Source organism: [Clostridium] ammoniilyticum, assembly GCF_025566905.1.
GTDB classification, from domain to species: domain Bacteria; phylum Bacillota_I; class Bacilli_A; order Erysipelotrichales; family Coprobacillaceae; genus Faecalibacillus; species Faecalibacillus intestinalis.
In genome coordinates this window covers 79,684-104,289 of the sequence record NZ_JAOQJR010000004.1, presented here as the reverse complement: position 1 = coordinate 104,289, position 24,606 = coordinate 79,684, and the positions used below count along the sequence as shown (strand labels likewise).

Annotated in this window: 25 protein-coding genes; 8 read left to right on the top strand and 17 right to left on the bottom strand. The window is 27.9% G+C overall.

The window, feature by feature from the left end:
• Nucleotides 1-230: 230 nt before the first annotated feature.
• The 3 genes from OCV55_RS05335 to OCV55_RS05325 form a co-directional block, all read right to left on the bottom strand.
• A complete protein-coding gene (locus tag OCV55_RS05335) occupies nucleotides 231-1,874 on the bottom strand; it encodes an AAA family ATPase (protein ID WP_147580019.1) in 1,644 nt (547 codons plus the stop codon).
• A 133-nt stretch (nucleotides 1,875-2,007) separates the two neighbouring features.
• Nucleotides 2,008-3,126 (bottom strand): 6-phosphofructokinase, encoded by a 1,119-nt coding sequence (locus OCV55_RS05330; protein ID WP_032091342.1) that lies wholly within the window; start codon nucleotides 3,124-3,126, stop codon nucleotides 2,008-2,010.
• An 84-nt stretch (nucleotides 3,127-3,210) separates the two neighbouring features.
• The gene (locus OCV55_RS05325) at nucleotides 3,211-4,086 is read right to left on the bottom strand and encodes an SDR family oxidoreductase (protein WP_267309824.1); all 876 of its coding nucleotides are present in this window, start codon (nucleotides 4,084-4,086) and stop codon (nucleotides 3,211-3,213) included.
• A 115-nt stretch (nucleotides 4,087-4,201) separates the two neighbouring features.
• Between OCV55_RS05325 and OCV55_RS05320 the strand changes: the two genes are divergently transcribed.
• The gene (locus OCV55_RS05320; RefSeq protein WP_032091344.1) at nucleotides 4,202-4,741 is read left to right on the top strand and encodes a TetR/AcrR family transcriptional regulator; all 540 of its coding nucleotides are present in this window, start codon (nucleotides 4,202-4,204) and stop codon (nucleotides 4,739-4,741) included.
• 54 nt (nucleotides 4,742-4,795) lie between these two features.
• On the opposite strand, the gene OCV55_RS05315 is transcribed toward OCV55_RS05320, so the two are convergent.
• From OCV55_RS05315 to OCV55_RS05300, 4 genes are all read right to left on the bottom strand, one after another.
• The gene (locus OCV55_RS05315) at nucleotides 4,796-5,299 is read right to left on the bottom strand and encodes a DUF4352 domain-containing protein (protein ID WP_147580017.1); all 504 of its coding nucleotides are present in this window, start codon (nucleotides 5,297-5,299) and stop codon (nucleotides 4,796-4,798) included.
• A 1-nt stretch (nucleotide 5,300) separates the two neighbouring features.
• Nucleotides 5,301-5,660 (bottom strand): hypothetical protein, encoded by a 360-nt coding sequence (locus tag OCV55_RS05310; RefSeq protein ID WP_032091346.1) that lies wholly within the window; start codon nucleotides 5,658-5,660, stop codon nucleotides 5,301-5,303.
• Between the two features lie 25 nt (nucleotides 5,661-5,685).
• Nucleotides 5,686-5,901: a hypothetical protein gene (locus OCV55_RS05305; protein WP_106988152.1), complete on the bottom strand. Its 216-nt coding sequence runs from the start codon at nucleotides 5,899-5,901 to the stop codon at nucleotides 5,686-5,688.
• A gap of 82 nt (nucleotides 5,902-5,983) precedes the next feature.
• Entirely contained in the window at nucleotides 5,984-7,033 is a 1,050-nt protein-coding gene (locus OCV55_RS05300) for a serine/threonine protein kinase (protein ID WP_147580016.1), read from the bottom strand.
• Between the two features lie 48 nt (nucleotides 7,034-7,081).
• Here OCV55_RS05300 and OCV55_RS05295 point away from each other — a divergent pair, with 48 nt between their 5' ends.
• Nucleotides 7,082-7,495 carry a hypothetical protein gene (locus OCV55_RS05295; RefSeq protein WP_147580015.1) on the top strand — a complete coding sequence of 138 codons (414 nt, stop codon included), beginning with the start codon at nucleotides 7,082-7,084 and terminating at the stop codon, nucleotides 7,493-7,495.
• A gap of 19 nt (nucleotides 7,496-7,514) precedes the next feature.
• Here OCV55_RS05295 and OCV55_RS05290 read toward each other — a convergent pair whose 3' ends face one another.
• From OCV55_RS05290 to OCV55_RS05260, 7 genes are all read right to left on the bottom strand, one after another.
• Nucleotides 7,515-7,739 carry a hypothetical protein gene (locus OCV55_RS05290; RefSeq protein ID WP_117849853.1) on the bottom strand — a complete coding sequence of 75 codons (225 nt, stop codon included), beginning with the start codon at nucleotides 7,737-7,739 and terminating at the stop codon, nucleotides 7,515-7,517.
• Nucleotides 7,732-8,424: a DUF3990 domain-containing protein gene (locus OCV55_RS05285; RefSeq protein ID WP_147580014.1), complete on the bottom strand. Its 693-nt coding sequence runs from the start codon at nucleotides 8,422-8,424 to the stop codon at nucleotides 7,732-7,734. Before OCV55_RS05285 ends, OCV55_RS05290 begins: the two co-directional genes overlap by 8 nt.
• 84 nt (nucleotides 8,425-8,508) lie before the next feature.
• Nucleotides 8,509-8,898 carry a hypothetical protein gene (locus OCV55_RS05280; protein WP_117792446.1) on the bottom strand — a complete coding sequence of 130 codons (390 nt, stop codon included), beginning with the start codon at nucleotides 8,896-8,898 and terminating at the stop codon, nucleotides 8,509-8,511.
• A 2-nt stretch (nucleotides 8,899-8,900) separates the two neighbouring features.
• Complete coding sequence (locus OCV55_RS05275; protein ID WP_117792448.1) at nucleotides 8,901-9,308, bottom strand: hypothetical protein; 408 nt, start codon at nucleotides 9,306-9,308, stop codon at nucleotides 8,901-8,903.
• A gap of 55 nt (nucleotides 9,309-9,363) precedes the next feature.
• Entirely contained in the window at nucleotides 9,364-11,361 is a 1,998-nt protein-coding gene (locus OCV55_RS05270) for a penicillin-binding transpeptidase domain-containing protein (protein WP_147580013.1), read from the bottom strand.
• A gap of 2 nt (nucleotides 11,362-11,363) precedes the next feature.
• Nucleotides 11,364-13,385 carry a helix-turn-helix domain-containing protein gene (locus tag OCV55_RS05265; RefSeq protein WP_147580012.1) on the bottom strand — a complete coding sequence of 674 codons (2,022 nt, stop codon included), beginning with the start codon at nucleotides 13,383-13,385 and terminating at the stop codon, nucleotides 11,364-11,366.
• Nucleotides 13,386-13,593: 208 nt separating this feature from the next.
• Nucleotides 13,594-13,902: a hypothetical protein gene (locus tag OCV55_RS05260; protein ID WP_032091353.1), complete on the bottom strand. Its 309-nt coding sequence runs from the start codon at nucleotides 13,900-13,902 to the stop codon at nucleotides 13,594-13,596.
• Between the two features lie 169 nt (nucleotides 13,903-14,071).
• Here OCV55_RS05260 and OCV55_RS05255 point away from each other — a divergent pair, with 169 nt between their 5' ends.
• The 4 genes from OCV55_RS05255 (at nucleotide 14,072) to OCV55_RS05240 (ending at nucleotide 18,964) form a co-directional block, all read left to right on the top strand.
• The gene (locus OCV55_RS05255) at nucleotides 14,072-14,743 is read left to right on the top strand and encodes a response regulator transcription factor (RefSeq protein WP_117792454.1); all 672 of its coding nucleotides are present in this window, start codon (nucleotides 14,072-14,074) and stop codon (nucleotides 14,741-14,743) included.
• Nucleotides 14,736-15,722 carry a sensor histidine kinase gene (locus OCV55_RS05250; RefSeq protein WP_267309823.1) on the top strand — a complete coding sequence of 329 codons (987 nt, stop codon included), beginning with the start codon at nucleotides 14,736-14,738 and terminating at the stop codon, nucleotides 15,720-15,722. Before OCV55_RS05255 ends, OCV55_RS05250 begins: the two co-directional genes overlap by 8 nt.
• An 82-nt stretch (nucleotides 15,723-15,804) precedes the next feature.
• The gene (locus tag OCV55_RS05245) at nucleotides 15,805-16,482 is read left to right on the top strand and encodes an ABC transporter ATP-binding protein (protein ID WP_147580010.1); all 678 of its coding nucleotides are present in this window, start codon (nucleotides 15,805-15,807) and stop codon (nucleotides 16,480-16,482) included.
• Nucleotides 16,472-18,964 (top strand): ABC transporter permease, encoded by a 2,493-nt coding sequence (locus OCV55_RS05240; protein WP_267309833.1) that lies wholly within the window; start codon nucleotides 16,472-16,474, stop codon nucleotides 18,962-18,964. Before OCV55_RS05245 ends, OCV55_RS05240 begins: the two co-directional genes overlap by 11 nt.
• Nucleotides 18,965-19,066: 102 nt before the next feature.
• Here OCV55_RS05240 and OCV55_RS05235 read toward each other — a convergent pair whose 3' ends face one another.
• Both OCV55_RS05235 and pnp read right to left on the bottom strand, forming a co-directional pair.
• Nucleotides 19,067-19,630, bottom strand: coding sequence for a Maf family protein (locus tag OCV55_RS05235; protein WP_233542246.1), 564 nt, complete (start codon nucleotides 19,628-19,630; stop codon nucleotides 19,067-19,069).
• On the bottom strand, nucleotides 19,611-21,752 hold the full coding sequence (gene pnp / locus OCV55_RS05230; protein WP_117867754.1) for a polyribonucleotide nucleotidyltransferase: 2,142 nt from the start codon (nucleotides 21,750-21,752) through the stop codon (nucleotides 19,611-19,613). The genes OCV55_RS05235 and pnp overlap by 20 nt, the downstream gene beginning before the upstream one ends.
• Before the next feature lie 111 nt (nucleotides 21,753-21,863).
• Here pnp and OCV55_RS05225 point away from each other — a divergent pair, with 111 nt between their 5' ends.
• Both OCV55_RS05225 and OCV55_RS05220 read left to right on the top strand, forming a co-directional pair.
• Nucleotides 21,864-23,117 carry a hypothetical protein gene (locus OCV55_RS05225; RefSeq protein ID WP_147580008.1) on the top strand — a complete coding sequence of 418 codons (1,254 nt, stop codon included), beginning with the start codon at nucleotides 21,864-21,866 and terminating at the stop codon, nucleotides 23,115-23,117.
• Between the two features lie 48 nt (nucleotides 23,118-23,165).
• Nucleotides 23,166-23,945 (top strand): ZIP family metal transporter, encoded by a 780-nt coding sequence (locus OCV55_RS05220; protein WP_032091359.1) that lies wholly within the window; start codon nucleotides 23,166-23,168, stop codon nucleotides 23,943-23,945.
• On the opposite strand, the gene OCV55_RS05215 is transcribed toward OCV55_RS05220, so the two are convergent.
• On the bottom strand, nucleotides 23,946-24,572 hold the full coding sequence (locus OCV55_RS05215) for a DUF421 domain-containing protein (protein WP_117481443.1): 627 nt from the start codon (nucleotides 24,570-24,572) through the stop codon (nucleotides 23,946-23,948). It abuts the gene before it with no gap.
• Nucleotides 24,573-24,606: the final 34 nt, after the last annotated feature.

Sequence of the window (24,606 nt, the reverse complement as noted above, 5' to 3'; positions counted from 1 at the left end):
AAAGGAGGAAAACCAGGACCAGACATCATCCTAATTTTCCTCTTAAAAAAGCACTGAATATTTTAGAGGGAATACTGATTCCACATCAATATCCCCCTAATAATTTAGAGCGAATTTCGCTAAAGCACTCGATTATTTAGAGCGCCGAAAAAACCTCATGTTATCTAATTAGCTTCGTTTTAAAAATATCATGTTATTTCATAAAGCCGCTATTCCTAAGTGATGTATATTTAACTGTTTTCTGCTTTAACAATATAACAGTATTTCTTATAAAAGGATATCCCATATCCTTTTACATGTAAATAACCATCATTAATAATTTCATCTTCATATTTATTATCAATGATTTGCTTTGCTCCTTCTTTTGCGTCACTTACAAGTTCTTTAACACTCTTAGAATGTTTGCATTCTAAGATAAGCGCCGTTTGAAAGATTTGTTTAGGTAAAATACATAAATCAAATCTTCCATTCATGGCTTCTCTATTTGACTTGATTTTTTTACCACTGAAGAGTCCTACTAGAAATCCATGATAGAAAGATTCTTGATTATCAAAGTAACTGATACTTCTTGATAAGATATCCCCTAATATTTCATTAGCTTGATCAACATCTTCTCTAACAAGACATTGATAGAAATCTTCTTTTCTTACAAAAGTATAATCTTCAAAATAACTCATAAAAGATTGTTTATAGATTTCATAGACTTCTTTATTTGGTATAACCAGTTTATATTTGTTTTCTCCTAAATCTTCAATAACTCTTAAATAACCTGTAAGTAAAAGAAAACTATAAATATTATTGATATGATCCATTTCTCGATAAGTGAGTTCTGGCTTGATGTATTTTTCTAAGGATTTGCCTTGAATCAATTGTTCAAATTCTTCATGAAGTTCATCACTTCCATTTTGGATATAATTGACTACAAGATCATTACCACTAGTATTTGCCCAAAAGGAAGTAGGTTTATATGAAGAAAAATGTGATTTTTTATCAACATACATGAGTGTACTCCAAGGATTATAGATTTCTATATTTCCAAATAGATAACCATCATACCATTCTTTGACTTCATCCATATAAGATGATAATTGATAATCTTCTAATAACTGTTTGACTTCATTTTCATTAAAGCCAAAATATTCTTCATTCATTTCATCTAATAATGAATAAGTTTTAAAGTTGTTTAAACCAGTAAAGATACTTTCTTTAGATATTCTAAGACATCCTGTCATAATTCCTTTTTCTAGAGCATCATTTGTTTTAAGCGCTGAAGAAAAGACACTTCTTAAAAAATCAACCATTTCATCATAATAATTATTTTGATAAGCTGATTGTAATGGAACATCATATTCATCAATAAGAATAATGACTTTTTGATGATAGTAAGTATATAAGGCATTAGATATAATCCTTAATGAAAATTTTAAATCTTCAATTGATGTTGTTTCATCATGCAAACTATTTAGTTTTTTCTTTGTCGCATCAGTTAATTGAGAAGCTGATAATATTTCTAAGTTTTTTTCTAATAATTCGTAAATGATACTCGAAAAAGATGAAATTTGTGCATCAAAAGTTAAATTTTTCATTTCTTTTAAAGAAATGAAAATTGTTGGATACTTGTTTTGATGTTCTAAAGCTTCCTTATTTTTTGAAATATATAAATCATTGAATAAATAAGCATTTTCTTTTTCTTTGATAGAAAAGAAATAATACAGCATAGACATATTAAGTGTCTTACCAAATCTTCGAGGTCTTGTATACAAAACAACTTGTTCATTTAAGATATCTGCAATTAGATTTGTTTTATCTACATAATATGCATTTTTATCAATCATCGTTTTAAAATTTTCAATTCCTGTAGGTATTAACTTCATACAATCAACTCACTTCCTAATCTGTATTATTATGTACTACTAAAAGTATTATACATGATATAAACCTTGATTTCTATTGGATTATTTGTCCAATAAAAAAGAAGTTTCATCAAGAAACTTCTTTTTACTATTATTATTCATCACCAAATGAAATGCCAATTGCTTTAGCTGCTTTAACAAGTTCTCCATTTGGATCAACATGTTTTTGTTGACCAACCTTAGCAGCACCAATTACTTCTTCTAATGAAGTATATCCCATCTTATCACCATTGATTGTAACAACATTACCAAACTTACCTTCATTAATAAGTTCAACTGCAGCCACACCATAACGAATTGATAAAATACGATCATATGCTGTAATATCTCCACCACGAATAATATGTCCTGGATTGACAGAACGTACTTCATGATTTGGAATTACTTTTTCAAGATCATCAGCTACTTTAGCAGCTAATCCTGAATAACGTACTGGATCTGGACTATCTTCTACGATTTTACCAATAACTTTTGTTCCATCAGCATATTTTGCTCCTTCAGCAACAGCTACTACTGTATAAGGTAATCCCATTTCATCACGTTTCTTAATTGCTTTAGCAATATTTTCAATGGTAAATGGAATTTCTGGAATTAAACATACTCCAGCATTTCCTGCTAGACCTGCGTATAAAGTAATCCATCCAGCATCTCTGCCCATTAATTCACAACAAATAACACGATGATGTGATTTTGCTGTTGTTTGTAAACGATCAATAAATTCTGTACCTACAGACATTGCTGAAATAAATCCATAAGTAACATCTGTACTTGCTAAATCATTATCCATTGTTTTAGGTACACCAATAACATTGACACCTTTTCTTGAAAAATCACGTGCACTTGTAAGCGTTCCATCTCCACCTAAAATAACTAAAACATCAACACCATCTTTTTTCAAGTTTTCAACAGCCACATCAGAAACATCTTTTTTTACTTTTCCACCATGCCCATCATCTACTAAATAATCAAATAAATTATCTTTATTAGAACTATATAAAATAGTTCCTCCTTCTTTATAAATATCTTCTACCGATTCTTCAGTAAGTTCTACATAATTATTATGGTATAAACCTCTATAACCATAAACAAATCCAATCACTTCATAACCATATTTAGAGATTGCAGTTTTAGTAATTGTACGGATAACAGCGTTTAACCCTGGACAGTCACCTCCACCAGATAATAATGCAATTTTTTTGACAGTACTTCCCATAATTTTCTTCCTCCATACTATATAATTATAAATTCACCTAGAGGAAAAAACAATACTTTTTTGTAAGCGTTTACAGTTATTTTATTATTTGCTTTGCTTTTGCATCATTTGGTAGATATCTTCTAAAGAAATAACTTGTTGAACAGGTTTAATATTTGCTCTTTCTTCTACTGTATTTCCATAATCAACTTCCATCAAAACACCTGAAGCATAAGTTGCCATTTCACTATTCAAAAACACTATAGGACCAGCCATTTCTTTTGAATATGCTAAACGATTAGCATATCCACAATGTAATAATAATCCTTCTTCACCATGCGCCATTTCTGTAAATTCACTTTTCATACCTGTATCTGTCGATCCAGGTAATACAGCATTCACTCTGATTTTCTTACTAGCAAAAGATTTTTGTAAATATGCTGTATAATAGTTCATTGCTAATTTTGCAAAAGGATATCCTAATGTCCCAGGTAAATATTGAAATCCTGTTTTCAAGATGGATTCCACCGTAGCATCCCATCCAATAGCCGAAATAGCATCTAAATAATATTTTTTATTTTCTTCTTTTTCCCAACCGTTTCCACCTGTTGAAGTCATAAAAGCAATTGTTCCATTTTCAGTCATAGAATGAATAAGATATTTTTCACAAATATATTTATTCGCAATAAAATCAATACTTACCGTTGTCATAAAATCATTTTTCATACCAGAAACTCCAGCTATACCAAAAAATGAATCAATATGTTTTGGTAAATCCTTCATCGCTTGATCGATTGAATCTTTTTTTGATAAATCTACATGCACAAATTTTTCTACACCCTTTACATCACAAATATTCCAATCGAGCGCATATACTTTTGCTCCTAAATCCACCAACATCTCTGCTGTTGCTTTTCCCATTCCAGAACTAGCTCCTGTAACAATAACAATTTTTTCTTGATAACCAAAATAATCTTTCATTTCAGCATTCCTCCTTAATTTCATTATATTTTAAAATGTATTTTTCACAAATAAATACGAACATATTTAGACAATATGTAAAGATTATGTTATAAAAAAAGAGAGGTGATTTTTTTTGAATAAAGCTATCAAAACAAAAAATCAAATATCGAAAGCACTTATTGAATTGTTAAACAACAAACCACTTGATTTAATTACAATAAAAGAGCTTGCTAAAAAAGCTGAAATTAGCCGTACTGCTTTTTATAATAATTTCAATAATCTAGATGATGTTCTTAAATATATTTACCAAAGAGCACATAAACAGATTTTTAAAGAAAAATATTCTCAATTAGAATATGTTTATAGTGATGAACATATTCTAGACATGATTTCTTTCTTTGATAAAAATAGTAAATTATTACTTGTTCTTATAAAATGGAATCTTATAGAACTTATTGCAAAATATAATACAGAAATCGTACTCGGCTATACACAGCACTATAAAAATAAATTTATACGCGAACATGCTTTTTATTTTATTAGTTATTATCATGGTTCTTTGTTTAATATTTGTACCTATTGGATTACAAATGGTAAACAAGAATCTATAGAAACTCTTTTTAAAATAATTAAAGAATTTGAAAAAATAAAATTTATACAAAAAGCAATCTAAAATAAGTAAACTACAATTTAAACTTATTATAGATTGCTAACCTCTCATACTTTATTATTGAATTGGTAGTTCATAAGTCACTTTATTTCCAAAATAATCTAAATCAACAACTAGTTTAATTTTAGAACTTTGTTGTTTTAAACCATAAGCTTCTTCCCCTTCACTTTTTGTCCCGGCAGGGGCCATTTGAGGATACGTATTAATGGATGCAGGGTAGGTTTCACAGACATTACCTCCTTCATCAATCACTTTAAAATTAACACTTGAAAAATAAACATCTTCTTCACTGGCTATATTTTCATAAGAATAATGAATGATAATGACTTGTTCTGGTTGACTATCCGCAAATTCATTGCGATCACTGGTATTACTTACTGAATTTACAGTGAAGTGAACACGTTCTTGACCGTCTTTTTTATATGTTGTTGTTTCTCCAACACCATAGATTTTTTCTTCTGTTTTTGTCTGGTTATTTGTTTCTTTTCTTTCTTCACTACTACAGGCGCATAAAGAAAACGATGTTAATATAACCAGACAGAGACTTAATATCTTTTTCATCTTAATAACCTCTCTTTCTTAGTTTTACAACTGAAACAATCGCAAGTCCCATATTAATAAAACACCAACCAGCCCAAATATTTAAATCGCTATAGCTTCCTGCCATACTAAAGCCTAAGAAAGCTCCTAAACCAAATAAAATACCTAAAGCAATATTTCCTGTAGTTTTTTCGCTATTTCTTATGACAATTGAAACAATACCCCCTGAAAGCATAAAGATAGAAACAAATAAACCGGCACTTCCCCCTACTTCTCCATTTGACGAAAGTGTATTTGCAGTTCCAACAAGCATTGATTGAAAAAAGACAATCACACTAAAAATAATTGATAAAATTCCTGCTACTAATTTCCAAATTTTCATATTTCCCCTTCCTTTCTTTAGAAGTCTATTTCTCTAATTTTTCTATTTTTTCATACAAGATACATAATTCATTAATTCCTAGTTGCAAATCATTTAAAATCGTAAACATCTGTGATTCCACTCCTGTAAGTTCATCCATTTCATTTAAGATTTTTAAATGATCCTTAATACCTTTAAATAAAGATGCTAAATAAAGAATTTTTCCTGATATATCTTTTTCTTGATAATCTTCTATATCCATAACTTTCCTCCTTTATAAGAAATAGACTACATCTATAATGTATCTTATAAGACATAAAAAAAGGTGCCCCCTCGGGGCACAATCAAAGATACATTAAAAGAGTTCCAATAATAATAGAGATAAATAATAAAATAAGCCAAGAAATAATCGTTGTTAAAACTTTTACAGCAATTCCATGATTTTTATAATAAGGTAAATAGTCCCTAACAGATAAATAGTTTGTAGAAAATAAAAGTGTTATAATAAACCAAGAAATTAAAATCAAGCGATAAACAAAATACTGATACTGACTTATTGGTTGATTTTCAATCTTAAAACTTATTAAAATCCATATAAATAAAAGATAACCCATAATCGCTACAATCATCTTCCAAAGCTTACCACTTCTAAATCCCGGTAAAGCATTAGGATGTTTGATTTTCTTTTCTTTCTTTTTTTCAATATGAAATAATTGATCTAAATCTTTAATAATTTCTTTTACATCTTGATATCTGCCTTGAGGATCAATAGCAATCATCTTATCAATTATTCTCTTTTCTATCCCTTGTAAGTCATAATCTCTAGGCAACTTATTAGTAAGTAAAACATGATATAAAACTCCCAAAGAATAAATATCACTTCTTATATCTGTTTGATAAAAACCAAATTGTTCAGGAGCTGCATAACCTTGACTTCCTAACACCGTAGTATCTCTTTTTTGATTTTCAATATAATTTCTAGCTATATCAAAATCAAAAAGATAGACTTGTTTTCCATCATAAAAGATATTTTCGGGTTTAATATCACGATGAATAATTTGTGGATCTTGTTGATGCAATACATCTAAAATAATACATAATTGTTTTATAATTTGATAAGCTTCTAAATTTGAAAAAGTATGTTCATCTAAAATATCAGATAATGTTTGACAAGCTAAATATTCTTCGATGATTTCTAAACCGTCTTCATTTTCTTCTATTGAATAAATATGTGGTATTCCTTCTATATCTAATTGTTTTAACTTTTCCCAAATTGTTTTATTATATGTTTTCAATTCTTTTTTTATATAAATATTTCTTTTATCTAATTCTCTTACTAATGTAATTCTTTTTTGGGGTGTTTCTTTAATAACTTCTAATTCTAAAACTATCATATCTTGTCTCTCCGTAAAATATAGTATATCATATTTTTAGGTGATGATATGATTTTAACAGAAGAAATAGAAAACTCTTTAAAAAACGAAGCAGATATTGATGATCTTTTAAAACAAATTCATGATATGGATTTTTCTGAATATATCCATCATTTGTTTAAAAAGTATCATTTAAAAGAAGCAGATATTATACGAAAATCAGGATTAGAAAGAACTTATGCTTATAAAATTATCCGTGGCGAAAAAGGAAAAAATGCAAAGGATAAAATCTATCGATTAGCTCTTGCTATGAATTTAACCCAAAAAGAAACAAATCACTTATTATCTTTGAATAATGCAGGTGACTTATATCCTCATAATGCCAGAGATCTTATTTTATTAAATGGCTTATTAAAAAAACAAACCGTTGAAGAAGTCAACATTGAGCTTTATAATCATGATTTAGAGCTATTAAAAGACTAATAGGATTCCTAATGGAATCCTATTTTTCTTCGTTATAACGATCTAAAATATATTCAGCATTTTCTGCCCATAAACCATTTTCAACTTGAGTAAGTGTTTTATACGTTTGAGAATGATAAAACCTTCCCGTTGCTTCTTCAAAATCAATTTTTTCTTGTTCCTGAATAAGATTAATAACTCTATGAATTTGAATACATACATTCATCGTAATATCTTGCCCATTAAAATAGTAAATATCATGCATCGTATTTCATCCTCCTTATAAATCGTAAACAACTTAATGATTTTTCACTATGAAAAGAAACTTGATTATTAACTTTACTATATTTTAATCTTTCTACTGCTTCTGGTGCTGTTAGAATATTAGACATATATAATTGTACTGTCTGCATTGTATTGTCGTCTGCTACTGGTCCAATAACAACATCATATTGATGTTGTAAACCGCCTTTAATTCTATTTTCTTTAATGAATTCTAACCATTCTTCATTTAATGAATCAAAATATTTAATATTTAAATCATCTTTCTTCTCAAACAAATATTCATATACATAATAATTATTCTTTTTCTCTCTTAATGATAATCGATAAGCCCATTCTTTAGATTGAGACATTAATACTGTTGTATAAAATCCCTTACCAAAATCTCTATGATTATGTGATTTATTCAAATTAATTTGATCAAACTTAAAACAACTACCATGATACACTGTTATTTTTTTTGAATCTTGTTTAATAAGTTTTTCAATATACTGAAATACTTCTTCAAAACTTACTTGATGTAAATATTCATGCTGTAAGAGAACATTTTCAAAAATATGATATTCATGAAATAATTCATAAACCTTTTCATCATCTATACTATATTTCTTTTTATATTCTTCTATACAGTTTATATATAATGACTCACAATCTGATTGAACATTCATATAATTACCATCCTTTCTATGATTTCTACTAAATTATATATTATTTCTTAATAAATTGTGAAGTGTTGGACACTTTATTTTTAATTATTTCATCAAACTATAAACTATTGTCTTTCCATCATTTTTATGGATTGTTATTTCAATAAAATCTTGTCTTTGATTAATATCTATATTCTTTTTTGTTAAAGGTTTGCCTGCATTATCAATGTCAATGTCGATCACATCAATTCTATTACTCAATCTTATTTCTAGATGATTCTTTTCAAAGAATACTGGTTCTCCTCTTTCAAAAATAACAATAGAATCACGATTACTTATTTTCTTTTTTAAAATAAGATGCTCTTGTTTATCAAATTGATGAAAAATCAAAAAATAGGAGCCATTATAAATACGGGTAAAAATCATTGTAGAAACAATACAAAATATCATAAATGTTTCCACACCAAAAATAAATAACTTTACTTTATATTTCATACCTACTCCTTTTGTATTATAGACCTGATTGTTATCGTTGGATGATTCCTCATATAAATTGATGGAATATGCCTTTTCCATTTAACATTTACATCTTGAGTATTATTAAAATCAAGATTTTCACTTGCATAACATACTGTTGAATAGCTATATGTTTCTAAATTATTAAAGGTAATATCTACACGGATATATCTATCAAACAATGACAAACTCCATTTTTCATATATTTGTACCTTTGCTTTTGATGTCGCATCCTTATTTTCATAAAGTAATACGTCTTCAGGTTCATCATGAATTATTAAATCCCAAATAGTATTATTAGAAAAATAGTTCATTACTATAAATAAAGAAACAATGCCAATCATAAGCGTTTCAATAATCACAAGTTTCTTTAAAAGATACTTTCCCATTTGTTCCCTTCTTTAAAAAACGAATGAAACTTCGTTAGAAATTTCATTCATTTAGTTAATCACTTACTTGAGGTAAATATAAATCTAATGGTGCTTTTGTATGTTCAACAACATAACCACTACCACCACGATTTTTAACATCTTCCACGACAGTTGTCATTAAAATAGGTTGTTTTTCATCTATCGTCATGACTGTAAACCAACCAAGTTCTGTTCCTGTCGTATCGCTTTGACTTTGTTTGATTTCTGCCGTTCCTGTTTTTCCGGCAAGAATGACATTATCATGATAGATGGCATGTCCTGTTCCATTTTCATCCGCAATGGCATTAATAAGATCTTCTTTTATTATTTTTGTTGTTTCTTTTGAAAAAACATTTTTAATCCATGTTTTTGTTTGTCCTTGAACTATATGTGGCTGATAGATTGATCCATTATTAACAAAAGCACTATAGATACTTGCTAGTTGTACAGGATTCATCAGAATTTGTCCTTGACCATAGCCACTATCTGCAATTAATTGATCACTTACTTTTTGATTTTTATTGATATACTGACTTTTATTTAAAGCAAGTTCAAAAGGAATCTTTTCACCAATCTTCAAATTTTTATAATACTTAAATAAATTATCTTTTCCTATATTTAACGCACTTCTTGCAAAATAAACATTATCAGAATACGTGATTGCATTCTTTAAATCATTAGGGGAAGGCGCATGTAATGTTGTCACATAATAATTACCCCAACTTGAATCTTTTTGCCATTTGTCCTTAGCCCCTAAATCCTTATTTGGATCAATCGTCTTTGTTTCTAACCCAATAGCTGCTGTAATAGACTTCATGGATGAACCGGGTGTATAGGTTTGTTTATAACGACTCATCAATGGTTGGTTGACATCATTATTTAAAGCATTCCATTTATCTGTTGAAAGCCCTAAAACAAAATCATTGTTTGAGTAGGATGGTGTTGATACAAGTGCTAACACTTCTCCTGTTTTTGGATTGATAGCAACAGATGCACTTTTATCATTTTGATATTCATTATAAAGGCTTTGTTGTAAATCAATATCGATTGTGAGTGTAATATCTTGTGGACTCATTTTAACTTTTTTATGACAAAGTTCTTTAATAACTTTATCATTTTTATCAACCAGATCAATTTTACCAGAAGTGATTCCTCTTAACTTTTCTTCATAGGCTGCTTCAATCCCACTTCTTCCAATGACTGAAGTCGAATTATAGCCTTCATTTTTATGTTTTTTTAAATCTTCAGCATTAACATTTTGAACATAACCTACGATATGTGAAGCCACTTTATCGTAAGGATACGTACGAATACTCACTGTCGAAATTTTAACGCCGTTGATACCTAAAATATTCTTATTGATTAAATCGTTTTTAGTTGCTTCAGAAACAGTTTTGATAGGTACAAAAGAATCATCATTAATCCAAGATGCACTCATTTTCTTTTGAAGGGTTTCAACATCTGTTTCTAAATACTGTGCAATTTGTCCATAATCATTTTCACCATTTAGTTTTCCTTTTACAAGTCCAACAGAATAACCTTTTCCATCTTCAGCAAGAACTTTTCCATTTCTATCTAAAATACGTCCTCTTTTTTCAGGATTATATGTTGTTATTTTTATTTTGCACCCATCAGTGTAACCATCCATAATCAGTTCTTTATTAAATTGGATTTGTTCATTTTTGACCCCTACTTTATTTCGATAAGTAATTCTTCCTGCAAGGGTATCAATATAGATTAAATATTCAATGACATTATCTTGTTCATCTAAGATTTTTATTTGAATATTTTTTGCATCGATTTCTTCATAAAATTCTTTATATTTTTCAACAAAGTATTTTTGTGTAGGTGTATACACTGTTTTGGAATTTAACATTTGATACATTTGTTTATAATTTTTCTTTTTTAAAAGTTCAAAATACTCTGTAACAACTTGTTCATTACTTTTTCCTTGATTAAACACAAAAAACACAGAAACCATCAGTAAAACACAGGCACTTATTCCAATGATCCATTTCTTTTTATCTTTCATTTCTACTGTCCTCCTACAGAATATGCGTAATCTTCATTTGTTGAAACGTCTTTTTCAATAACAGGATCACACTTTACTAAACCAATATCCCCTGGTACACGATAACCAACAAAGGCTACCAAATAACAATCCTTTCCCTTTTTTATACGATAATGATATGTAATACCCATGGTTTCCGTTTCACCTAAATAGGTAATTGTCGATGTATAAGTCATTTCAACATAGAAATCATTAATATCTCCCGCTAAAACTTTGATTTGTTTAATTTGCCCCGTTTCTTGTGCTCCATCCTGTTTAAATAATTTTAAAGAATGAAAATAGGCATCTCTTGTCACAACATAAAAGTCATTGGATGATGAAGAAACTTTAAAAAGAGATTCTCTATCATCAAAATCAGGTAATGTTGAGTCTTTTTTCAAATAAGCAACCATTTTATTAACAAGCTCTTTGGCTTGTTTTCGATAGTCATTATCAATTTCTTCTTGTTCTTTTTTATCTTCTTTATAGGTCCCGCAATAAAGAGTTACACTTGAATCATTTTGAAGATTATAAATTTGAATTGTCCCATTTTTATCTAAAAGATTATCTTCATTTAAAATACAGTTTTCATCTAAGGCAATAATATATTGAGCTTCTTCATCTTTAGATAAAGTTAAAGCAATCGTCCCATTTTGTTTTGTTTCATCCGCATCAAAATATTGCGTTTTATTTTTTATTTTTAAAGTTAATTGTCCTGCATTTTCTTTAAGATATGTTTTTGTTTCACCGTTATTTTTATTAAACCATTCCCCTTGCAATGTAGGAAAAATATTAAAATAGGAAATTCCATCACCACGATCGCCAAAAGTAGATACATACACTTTCTTTTGATTTTCTTCGTTATTATAAGTAAAAACGTAACAATCATTCGTAAGCCATTTTCCATGATAACCTTTCATTTCTGTAGAAACAGTATCACTTTTTCTAGCAAAGCATAAATAAGTATAATGGTAAATGTCCAAACGGTGGTCATTATCATCATATTTTAAAACAGCTCTGTTTTTTAAATTTGAAGAAAAAGATGAAATTTCTTCATCTTTTTGAAAATACTGAAATCCAAAAATAGAAATTACAACAAATCCTAAACAGCCTATTAAAACATATTGAATCTTAATCTTCTTTTTCTTAATTAGACAATAATTAATGAAAAGACAACATAAAATAATGAGATTAAATATAATTTGATTCATTGAATGAATATATTCAAATCCAAATCTTTTTAAGATAACTAAATAACCAAGTTGTAAGACCAATAATGAACAACCTATAACACTGGTAAATAAAGAAATTAAAAATGAACTCTTCTTAATTTTTGTTTCTTCTATATCATTTTCTAATTGATCTAAATCATTAAGATCAACGAATAAAATCTTTTGATTTTTCTTTAAAAGTATAAAATCTTTATAATTAATTCTTTTAAATTGTGGAAAACTATAAAAAATAGCTTCTTCATTTTCTTGATAAGTCATTCCATTATCTTTAAATGTATAAAAGACTTCATGTTCTTTAAAAAAGTTGCTTTTACAAAAAATTTGCATAAAAGGAAATAATATGAGAATAATTCCTAAAACAATAAAACTTTTACCAAGAATATCTACATAATGATGAATATACTGTTGAAGTGGTAAAAAAGCAAAACCTCCTAAGATAAACATAATTCCTATAAAATTGAATAGCCAATAAGCCTTGCTTTCGAAATAATGATCTCTCAAATATTTTTTATAATACTTCTTTTTTATTAAAAAGTTTTTCTCATATAGAGCATTTTGAACTTTATTTTCTTTTCCCTTCAATAAATCATCAACACTTATATCAAGAATACTTGCTAGATCGACAAGAATTGAAATATCGGGTAACCCTACCCCGGTTTCCCATTTAGAAATTGTCTTATTAGAAACAGATAATCTTTCTGCCAGTTCCCCTTGAGTCATTCCTTTTTCTTTTCTTCTCTTTGCAATTACTTTTCCAATTTTTTTACTATCCATATAAACAACTCCCTTACACCTATCATACTAAAAACTTTCTTTAAAAGATACAACATTCCATCTAGAGAATATGTCTACGAAGCGTGGAATCCCTTGATATTACGTGTTTTTTATAAAAAATGGATTACAAAAATAATTTTATATTTTTTCATCTAGCCATTCTTTTTCAAATAAAAAAGATGAGATTTTATTTCTCATCTTCATGCTATTATACTCTTTTTACTAATTTCTTAGAAACAGCTACCATAAGTACTGCTCCAAAAAATAAACATCCAACTCCTAAATAATAAAATATTCCTTTAGAAAAGATTCCCTCTAAAATAAGACCTAAAGCAAAAATAATTTGCCCTAAACAATTACTCTTACAATAATCTCTAACAGATTCATTTGTATATTTCTTGTTCATTCCTTTTGTTAGAAACGAGTTCCCATTTGCTATTAAAAGAGCCATAATCATTAAAACCACGCCAAGTCCTGCAATAATGCCTACTCTTACAATCTCTGCAAAATTATTCATAATATTTTTCCTCCTTTTTGAACCTTTTCTATTTACTTAATTATATCATAATAAAAACAAGATTATTATCAATTGATTCTATTTATGAAAATATCTTTTATCTTTTTTGTTAATCTATAAGTTGACAATCATGTCATAACATAGATAATTAATTAACAGGTGATGAAAAATGTATAATATTTTATTAATTGAAGACGATACAGCTTTAAATAAAGCAATTTCAGTTTACTTCAAAAAAGAAAAATTTCATGTACTCTCTTGTTTTAGTGGTCAAGAAGCACTTGACACATTTTCTCAAAATAATAGTGATCTTATTATTTTAGATATCAATCTTCCTGATTTATCTGGTTTTGATCTTATTGAACAAATAAAAATTATGAATTTAAATATTCCCATTCTTATTTTATCTGCTTGTGATCTTGATTCAGATATTTTACATGGTTTTAATTTAGGCGCAGAAGATTATGTAACAAAACCATTTAATATTGAAATTCTTCATAAAAAAATAAATGTTATTTTAAAAAGAAATACAAAAAACATTTTCTACAAAGATGACCATCTATTTTTTGATAAAAATACATCTAAATTAGTAATCAACAATGAAGAAACCAAATTAACACCTCTTGAATTTAAATTATTATCTTTATTTTTAGAAAATCAAAATCAAATACTTTTAAAAGAAACAATCATTGAAAAAATATGGGATTCAAATGAAAATTATGTTGATGAGCATACATTGCTTGTTAATATATCTCGATTAAGAAATAAGATAGAAGATGATAAACACCATTATATTAAAACTGTTTATGGCCTAGGTTACAGGTGGTGTCATGATGAATAAAATCATTGCAACTCTTTATGTTTTATTTTTATTTTCTATTTCAATAATCATTTTCTTTTCAACAAATTCTATCTTAATAAAATGCTTAACCATCTTAAATTCATTAGTAAGTATTTTTATATACTATCTAAACATTTTTTCTTTCAAATCAAAAATAAATCATTTAACACATTATATTTTTAATACTTTTGATAAAACAGCAACTCAAAGCAATAAAGAATATGAAGAAACGATTGAATCAAAATTATTACATCAAATTAATAAATATAAACAAGAATTAGATATCGAAAAAGAAAAAACAATCCATTCTAAACAAGAAATTCAGTCATTAGTCACTCATATTTCTCATCAAGTAAAAACGCCTTTAGCCAACATTAAAATATTTAACGATTTGTTAGCACGTAATGACTTATCTAAAGAAGAAGCTATTGACTTTCATATAATGCTTAATCAACAAATTAATAAACTTGATTTTCTAATGGAATCTCTTATAAAAATGTCTCGATTAGAAACAGATATCATTCAATTAAATATTGAAAAAAATGATCTTTATTCTACTCTAATTGAAGTAATTAATCATGTTTTCTTACTTGCTGAAAAAAAACATATTAATATCGAACTATCCAAAAATACACATATCTCTGCCCTATATGATGAAAAGTGGACTCAAGAAGCAATTTTTAATGTTTTAGAAAATTGTATAAAATATTCAAATAAAAATACAACCATAACAATTCAGATGTCAAAAAATACTTTCTTTTCTAAAATCATAATTACTGATCAAGGAATTGGTATAAAAAAAGAAAACTATAATAATATTTTCCAAAGATTTTATAGAGCACAGGAAGTGCAAGATGAAGATGGTATTGGTATTGGACTCTATTTGACAAGAGAAATCTTATCTAGAGAAGAAGGCTATATCACTGTCCAATCCGAATATGGAAAAGGTTCTACTTTTACAATCTATTTAAAAAGATAATGAATTTTTTGTTCATTATCTTTTTTGTAACAAGTTTGTGATATTTATTTTGTAGAATATAGATAACCAAAGGAGAGTGCTTATGGAAATCGTAAAAACAATAAACTTAAAAAAATATTATAAAATGGATAACTATACTGTAAAAGCTGTAGATAACATTAACTTGAATATTAACAATCATGAATTTATTGCAATTGTTGGAAGTTCTGGTAGTGGAAAATCTACTCTTTTAAATTTACTTGGTGGATTAGATAAACCTACCAGTGGAAAAGTATTTATTAATAATATTGATATTACATCAATGGATGAAGATGAAATGGCTATTTTTAGAAGAAGAAACATTGGCTTTATTTTTCAAAATTATAACCTTATCAGTAACCTCACTGTCTTAGAAAATATCATTTTGCCTATTGAACTTGATGGTAATGAGATTCCATATGATTTTATAAACGAAATACTTCACGTTTTAAAACTAGAAGATAAAAAAAATGTATGTCCAAATAAATTATCAGGCGGTCAACAACAACGTGTTGCTATCGCTAGAGCGCTGGCAACAAGACCATCTATTATTCTTGCAGACGAGCCCACTGGAAATCTTGACTCAAAAACTACTCAGGAAGTTATAGGATTAATTAAAAGAACAAGTCATTTATTTAAACAAACAATCGTCATGATTACTCATAATGAGGATATTGCTCAATTAGCTGATCGTATTATAAAAATTGAAGATGGAAAGTTGCGTGAAAACAATGATGAATAATAATAAAAAAGCAATCAATAAACTCACATTATCAACATTAAAAAATAAAACAAAAACACTTTTTATGTTTGTCTCTATCATTCTCGTTACTTTTATGATTTATAGTATTTTTTCAATTGGATTCAGTTACTATGACAATTATCAAACCTATAATCTACGAAGTGCAGGGACAACAAGTCAAATCCTGATGACGAATCTTACTAAAAAACAAAAAAACAAATTAAATGATTTAGATTATATTAAAAATATTGGTAATCAACACTATTATGGTCGTATTAATTTTGAAAACTCCTATTCAGATAGTCAAATCGTTCTTTCTAATTATGATGATATTGAATGGAAAGAAGACATCTTGCCTACAATTGCTTCATTTGAAGGAAATTATCCTACAAAGAAAAATGAAATTGCTTTGTCAAGATGGACATTAAATAAATTAGGTTATAAAAACAAAAAAATTGGTGATTATATTACTTTAAATATAAATCATCAAAAACAAAGATTTAATATTAGTGCTATTTTTACTGATTATTTAATTGGTCGAGATCAAAAAACCAAAAGTGCTAATGTTGCTGCAGCAACTTTTTATTTCAAAGATCATTATCAAGAAATTAATCAAATAGGAAATATTATTATTTCAAATATGTACGCTAAATCACATTCGTCTCTTTATCAAGTCACAATGGTCTCTCTTAAAGATAAACACCAAGATGCTGATAAGATTATGTCCCAATTAAATAAAGACTTAAACTTAGCAAAAAATCAAAAACTCTATAGTTTCGGTCTTTTAGCAAATAAAACAGACGGTTTGTTGTCTATTGTAGCATGTGCATTTCTAGCAATTCTAATTGTATTAAGCGGATATTTTATTATCAATAATATTATGCAATTGTCTATCAATAATGACATTTATTTTTATGGACAACTTAAAACAATAGGAACGACCCCAAAACAAATAAAATCGATTGTAAAAAAAGAAACACTATTTTATGCTTTATTAGCAATTCCTATGGGATTAGTGTTTGCATCACTATTTTCATATTTTTTAGTACCTTATACACTTCGGCGATTAATATCGGGATCAGCTATTGAAAACATCTTTCCATGCAATGTTTCATTTAGCCCTTTCTTGTTTTTAATTGTTATTATTTATGTCTTGCTTACTATTTGGGTAAGCAGTAAAAAACCAGCAAAGATTGCTAGCAAAATATCACCTATTGAGGCAATTAGATATAACGGTCTAGGTAATGCATCATATATAAATAGATCATTTTCTATTTTCAAAAAAAATCGCATACTGTCTCTCGCTATTAAAAATATTTTAGGAAACGGTAAAAGAAATATTTCTGTTATACTTTCACTATTTATTGGATTATTTTCTTGTTTAACAATTTATTCTGCCATTTCAAAGCCAGATTATAATATTCTTTTTGCTAGACAACAGCCTTATTCTTTTAATATCGAGGCAAATAATCCAAATAACGAAGGAAAGCAAAGTGATATAACCAATAAAGAAATCTCAAAAGTACAATCTTTAAAAGAAATAACTGAATTAAAAATCGTTAAAACTGCTTATTCAACAGTTACAGGTTCATCTAAATTTTTGCAAAAAGAATTAGGTAAGAAGAATAGTTTTGCTAAAGAAAGCAATCATTTTAAAGCAACTATCATTCTTTTAAATGAAGATGATCTTTCTCATTTTTCTAAAACAAATAAAACAGATAACATATCATTTTTAAATGGTGATAGCATCTATCTTTTAGATACATCTGTATCACGTAAGTATATAAATGATTCCCTTTCAATACAAAATAATAACGGTGAACTTATCGATTATAAAATTGAAAATTTATTTAAAGAAGATTCTAATTTTCTACAAGATGCCCAAAATTATTTGATTTCTGATAGTGATCATATCTGCATTTATATGAGCGAAAAAGGTCTTGAAAAATTACAAATAGATCCAATTTATGAAGAATTAAAAATCAATACTAAAAATGTCAATAATGAAAAACTTCAAGAAAAACTTTTAAGTATTTTTAAAAACTGTACTATCACTTTTAAAAGTCAAATCAACACCATCAAGCAATTACAACCAATTATAAATTGCTTTATGTTTGTAGGTATTCTTTTTGCATGTATTTTACTTATGTTAGGAATCTTCAATTTTATTAATATTATTATCATGAATATCAATTCAAGAAAAAAAGAATTGGCTACATTAGAAGCAATTGGAATGACAAAAAAACAACTGTATAAGTTGCTTTCTTTAGAAGGTATTATTTATTTTGTAATATCTCTAGTTCTACTGACAATTATAGGAATTCCGTTATCGAAGATGATTGTTTCTTTATTTCAAAATACGCTTTATTATTTTAAATATCATTTTTCATTTCTTTTATATTTTTTAATTAATTTCATACTATTTATAATTTGTTTAATTACACCAAGAATATATTATACAAAAACACAAAAAAATAAATAAACAATTTAAATTTATTTAATAAAAAGAGGCATAAAATCTATCGTAAATTATTAGATTTCTATGCCTCTTTTAATCTTATAAAGATATATATGCGTTATATTGTTAAGCTTCTAAATATTTAATGACTTTATACATTGGCATTCCAATGACATTTTCTAAATCTCCATCAATCTTTTCTACAAACTTTGAAGCAACTCCTTGGATTGCATAAGCACCCGCTTTGCCTTGCCATTCATTTGTATCAAGATAATCTTCAATTTCTTGATCAGATAATTTTTTAAATGTAACAGTTGTTGCATCTGTAAATGTTGTGCTTTGTTGATCTTTAATGATACATACTGCTGTAATAACAACTTGTTTATTATTCGATAACAACTCAAGCATTCTTTTAGCGTCTTCTCTATTTTTTGGTTTTCCTAACATTTCATCTTGGAAGGTGACCATGGTATCTGCTGAGACAATGATATTGTTTGGATATTTTATTTGAAGTGGTTTGGCTTTTTGTAAAGCAATGTTTTCTAGTCTTTTAAAAAGTGTTAAACTTTCGTCTAACACTTCTTCTGTTTCTACAAAATCTACTGTGTAGTCTATTCCATATTTATCGAAAAGTTCTTTTCTTCTTGGAGAACTACTTGCAAGTATGATTTTATTTTTCATTTTTTTCATTTTTTTCTTCTTTTTTAACTGGTTTTGGAAGTAAAGCTTTTCTAGAAACATTTACTTTACCTTTATCATCAACTTTAGTTACTTTAACTTTGATGACATCTCCTACCTTACATACATCTTGCATTTTGCTTGTTCTTTCATAAGACCAATCAGAAATATGTAAGAATCCATCAGTTCCTTCAAATAAAGTAACGAATGCATAATTATCATTTACACGTGCAATTGTTCCATCATAGATTTCACCAACTTCAGCTTTTTTAACAATTCTTTCAATTAAAGAAACAGCTGTGTCGATTGCTTCTTGATCACTATGGTAGATAACCACTGTACCGTCTTGATCAATATCAATTTTAACATCATTTGATTTTTCAATGATTTCATTAATTGTTTCTCCACCACGTCCAATAACATCTCTAATTTGTTCTGGATCAATATGCATAACATGCATTTTTGGTGCGTATTTAGATAAATGATCACGTGGTGCAGGAATAGCTCCTAACATACAATCCATGATTTGAGCACGTCCTACTTTTGCTTGTGCTAAAGCTTCTTGTAAGATTTCTTTTGTAATACCATCAATTTTGATATCCATTTGTAAAGCACAAATACCATTTTTAGTACCAGCTACTTTGAAATCCATATCTCCTAAGTGATCTTCCATACCTTGGATATCAGTTAAGATTGTATAATCGTCACCTTTTTTAACAAGTCCCATCGCAACCCCAGAAACTGGATTTGAAATTGGTACACCAGCAGCCATTAATGCCATTGATGATGCACAGATTGAAGCTTGTGAACTTGAACCATTTGATTCTAAGACTTCAGAAACAACACGAATTGTATATGGGAAGTCTTTTTCACTTGGAATAACTTGTGCTAAAGCTCTTTCTCCTAAAGCACCATGTCCAATTTCACGACGTCCAGGAGCACCCATTCTTCCTGTTTCACCAACTGAATATGGTGGGAAGTTATAATGATGCATGAAACGTTTTTGATCTTCTAATCCTAAACCATCGATTTTTTGAACTTCTCCCATAGCTCCTAATGTACATACAGATAAAACTTGTGTTTCACCTCTTGTAAATAAAGCAGAACCATGAACTCTTGGTAATAAATCAACTTGTGCATTTAATGGACGCACTTCATCAATTTTACGACCATCTGGTCTAATTTTTTCTTCCGTAATTAAACGTCTTACTTCATTTTTTTCTAAGTCATGTAAGATAATTCCAACTTGTTTCATCACAGATTCTTTTGTTTCTTCATCTGCATATTCTTTTTCATCATATTGTGCAGTTACACGATCCATGATTTCATCAATGGCTGCATATCTTTCAAGTTTTCCTGGAATAGATACAGCAGCAACCATTTCATCATTACATAAATCTGTAATTTCTTGAACTAAAGCTTCATCTAATTCAAATAATGGAATTTCAATTTTTTCTTTACCACATGCTTCAACAACTTTTTCTTCAAAAGCAATTAATTCTTTAATTGCTTCATGTCCAAACATTAAAGCATTTAACATTGTATCTTCATCAACTTCTTTAGCATCAGCTTCAACCATATTGATGGCATCTTTTGTACCAGCTACTTCTAAATTGATTAAACTTCTTTCCATTTCTTCTGGACCAGCATTGATGGTAAATTCTCCATCAATTAAACCAACATTAACACCTGCGATTGGCCCATTGAAAGGAATATCAGAAACGCATAATGCTAGAGAAGCCCCTAACATTGCAGCCATTTCTGGAGAAGCTTGTTGATCTACTGATAAAACAGTATTAACAACTTGTACTTCATTTCTAAATCCGTCTGCAAATAATGGACGAATTGGTCTATCAATCATTCTTGCAGTTAAAGTTCCATGTTCACTTGGACGTCCTTCTCTTTTTAGAAATCCTCCAGGAATTTTACCTACAGAATATAATTTTTCTTCATATGTAACTGTTAGTGGAAAGAAATCTACACTTTTTGGTTCTTTTCCTGCAACAGCTGTTGATAAGATGACTGTATCATCATATCTTACTAAAACACTACCATTAGCTTGTTTAGCTAATTCTCCTACTTCTACTGTCAGATTTTTCCCGTAAAAATCTGTACTAAACACTTGTTTACTCATTTTTTCACCTCTTAATTTTCTGCATTATTATAGCATATAAAAAATGTTTTTAAAAACATTTTATGTTATTCATGATAAATAAATGATATAATAATGCATGAGGTGAATTTTATGAACGAAAACGAATTAAAAAGTATTGAAAGATATTTCAATAAATTCAATGAAGATGCTGCTTCTTTCAATGAATTTGAAGCAAATGATTTTATTAAATTATTAAAAAACAATGGTAGAAATGATGATGCAATTGAAGTAGGAAATACATTTTTACAAATGGCTCCTTCTTTAAAAGGATATATTAATCAATATGGGTATGCTTTATATAATAAGTTTATTAATATTGATGATGAAAAAATAAAAGAAAAAGAAAGTTTATTCTTTGATATCCTTGAAGATATTTTAGGTATTTGTAAACAAGAAAAATATTCTCCTGTTGAACCAGCAATTAATAGAGCAATTAAATATGCATTAAATCAATCTCCAATCAATTATGATTTAATGATCAAAATGCTTAATAAATTAGATGTTAGATTATTATCTGATAAACCTTTTGTTAATAACGAAGGTAGAGAATTTGAATCTTTCAAAGAAAGATACTTTAGATTAAAAGTACGTGCTTTATTTGAAACAAAACAATATAAAGCATGTGTAGAATGTGCAAATCAAGCATTAGCTACACCACTTAAATGGCATTATAACGCTTTACAATGGATCAAATATTATAGAGGATGTGCTTTATTAGAATTAAAAGAATATGATGAAGCTAATAGAGAATTTATTTCTTTACATAATCGTATTAAAGGAGTTAACTTCTACGAAGTTTTATATAAAACAAATGCTACTGTTGGTAAAGTAAAAGAAGCAAATGCTTATTTACTTTATGAATTCTTTGAAAACGGTTATGCCCTTGAACAACTTCCTTTATATCAAAGATTAAATGAAGCTGTTGAAAATAGTGGTAATGAATTATTAATTAAAGTGGTTCATTCATTTATTAAAGCATTATGTAATGAAAATCAAAAAGAATGTAACTTTACAATCGATGAAAAATATCAAGGTAAAGATTCAAGTAGTTTATATGATGAAATGTATGATTTAATCATGTCACATCTTGATAGTTTAGTTACTCGTAAATCAGGTAAAGTTGTTTATTACAATGAACAAAATCAATTTGGTAATATTTCTGTTTATGATCATGATCCTATCTTCTTTAGACAAGCAGATTTTGCTTACGATGAAGAAGTAGAAAGAAATATTCGTGTTAATTATACTGTTTTGCCTACTTATGATAGTAAAAAACAAAGATTAACTGAAAAAGCAATTTTAGTAACTATTGATGATAGTGACTATGACTTTATTAATAGATAAGCCTAGATGAAATGATAAGACCTTCATAGGATACTATGGAGGTCTTTTATGTTATCAAATTCACAACTTTTTTTACTTGCTTTAGTACTTTCTATTTTTAACTGGCTCATGACTTTTTTAGGGTCAAGTCTTGTTTATTTTGTTAAAAGTAAAAGTCAAAAACTTGTCAGTATTGCTTTAGGTTTAGCTGCTGGTATTATGATTGCTGCTACTTTCTTTTCATTGCTTCTTCCAGCAATCCAACAAGTTGAAGATCATCTACTTTTACTTTTTTTGATTCCACTTGTCTTTTTTAGCGGTGGCTTATTTTTAAGATTATGTGATAAATTTCTTCCCCATGAACATATTATTTCTCATCAAAAAGAAGGTCCTACAAATACTCTTTCTAAAAATAAACTTTTATTACTAGCAATGACCTTACACAATATTCCCGAAGGTTTAGCGGTTGGAATTGCCATTGCAAGCGTTAAAACTAATCTTGTTCCTGCCCTTATTTTATCTATTGGTATTGGTATCCAAAACTTTCCTGAAGGTACGGCCATTTCTTTACCTTTACATGAAAGTGGTATCTCACGTTTTAAAGCAATGATGTATGGTCAATATTCTGCCCTTGTAGAAATTCCAAGTGCACTTTTAGGTTTTTTATTTGCTCAACTTTTTAGTAGCATTCTCCCTTTTGCTTTAAGCTTTGCAGCTGGAGCGATGATGTTTGTTTGTATCGAAGAACTGATTCCTGAAGCAAATGCCTTAAAAGAAGTAGATGTTGGTACGATGAGTTTTATGGTAGGATTTATGATCATGATGATGTTGGATATTATGTTTGGATAGTTATTTTTTTATCACATAAAGATCCTTTTTTTCTAAAACACAATAAAGCACATCTTCTATATGAGAAATGTGTTTTTTCTTTAATTCATTTTTCAACCACGCTTCATCTTTATTTAAAATTTGAAGTGCTTCTTGATTAATACAGCCATCACTGATCAATGCATCAGGTAAAAGTGTTTGACTTTCTTGTTTTGGAATAACCGATAAAGAACCATTTGTTTCTAGAATAGCAAAATCCACTTTAGAAACACTATCGATATCACTTACTCTTAAATGATGACATAAATCATCTATACTATAGCGTAATTTTTTCATATTTTGATATTGTATCTTTCCTCTATAAATGATATAACACGGTCTTCCTTCAAAAAAATCTCTCAATTTTTTTGAACGCATCGTAATAAAAGATTCTATTCTATCTAAAATAATGAGTGTCAGTGTGGCTATCACACTATCTAAAACAGACAAATCTTGTGTTTCTAAAGACATTGTCGTGATTTCAGAAATCACTAAAAAAACAACAAAATCAAAAACATTGAGTTGACTAAATTCTTTTTTTCCAAAAAGCCTAAGTAAAACTGTTAGATAGATATACATAAAAATACTAATGATAAATATTTTAAACATATGTTCTCCGTTCTACTTACTCTTTTTTTTCATA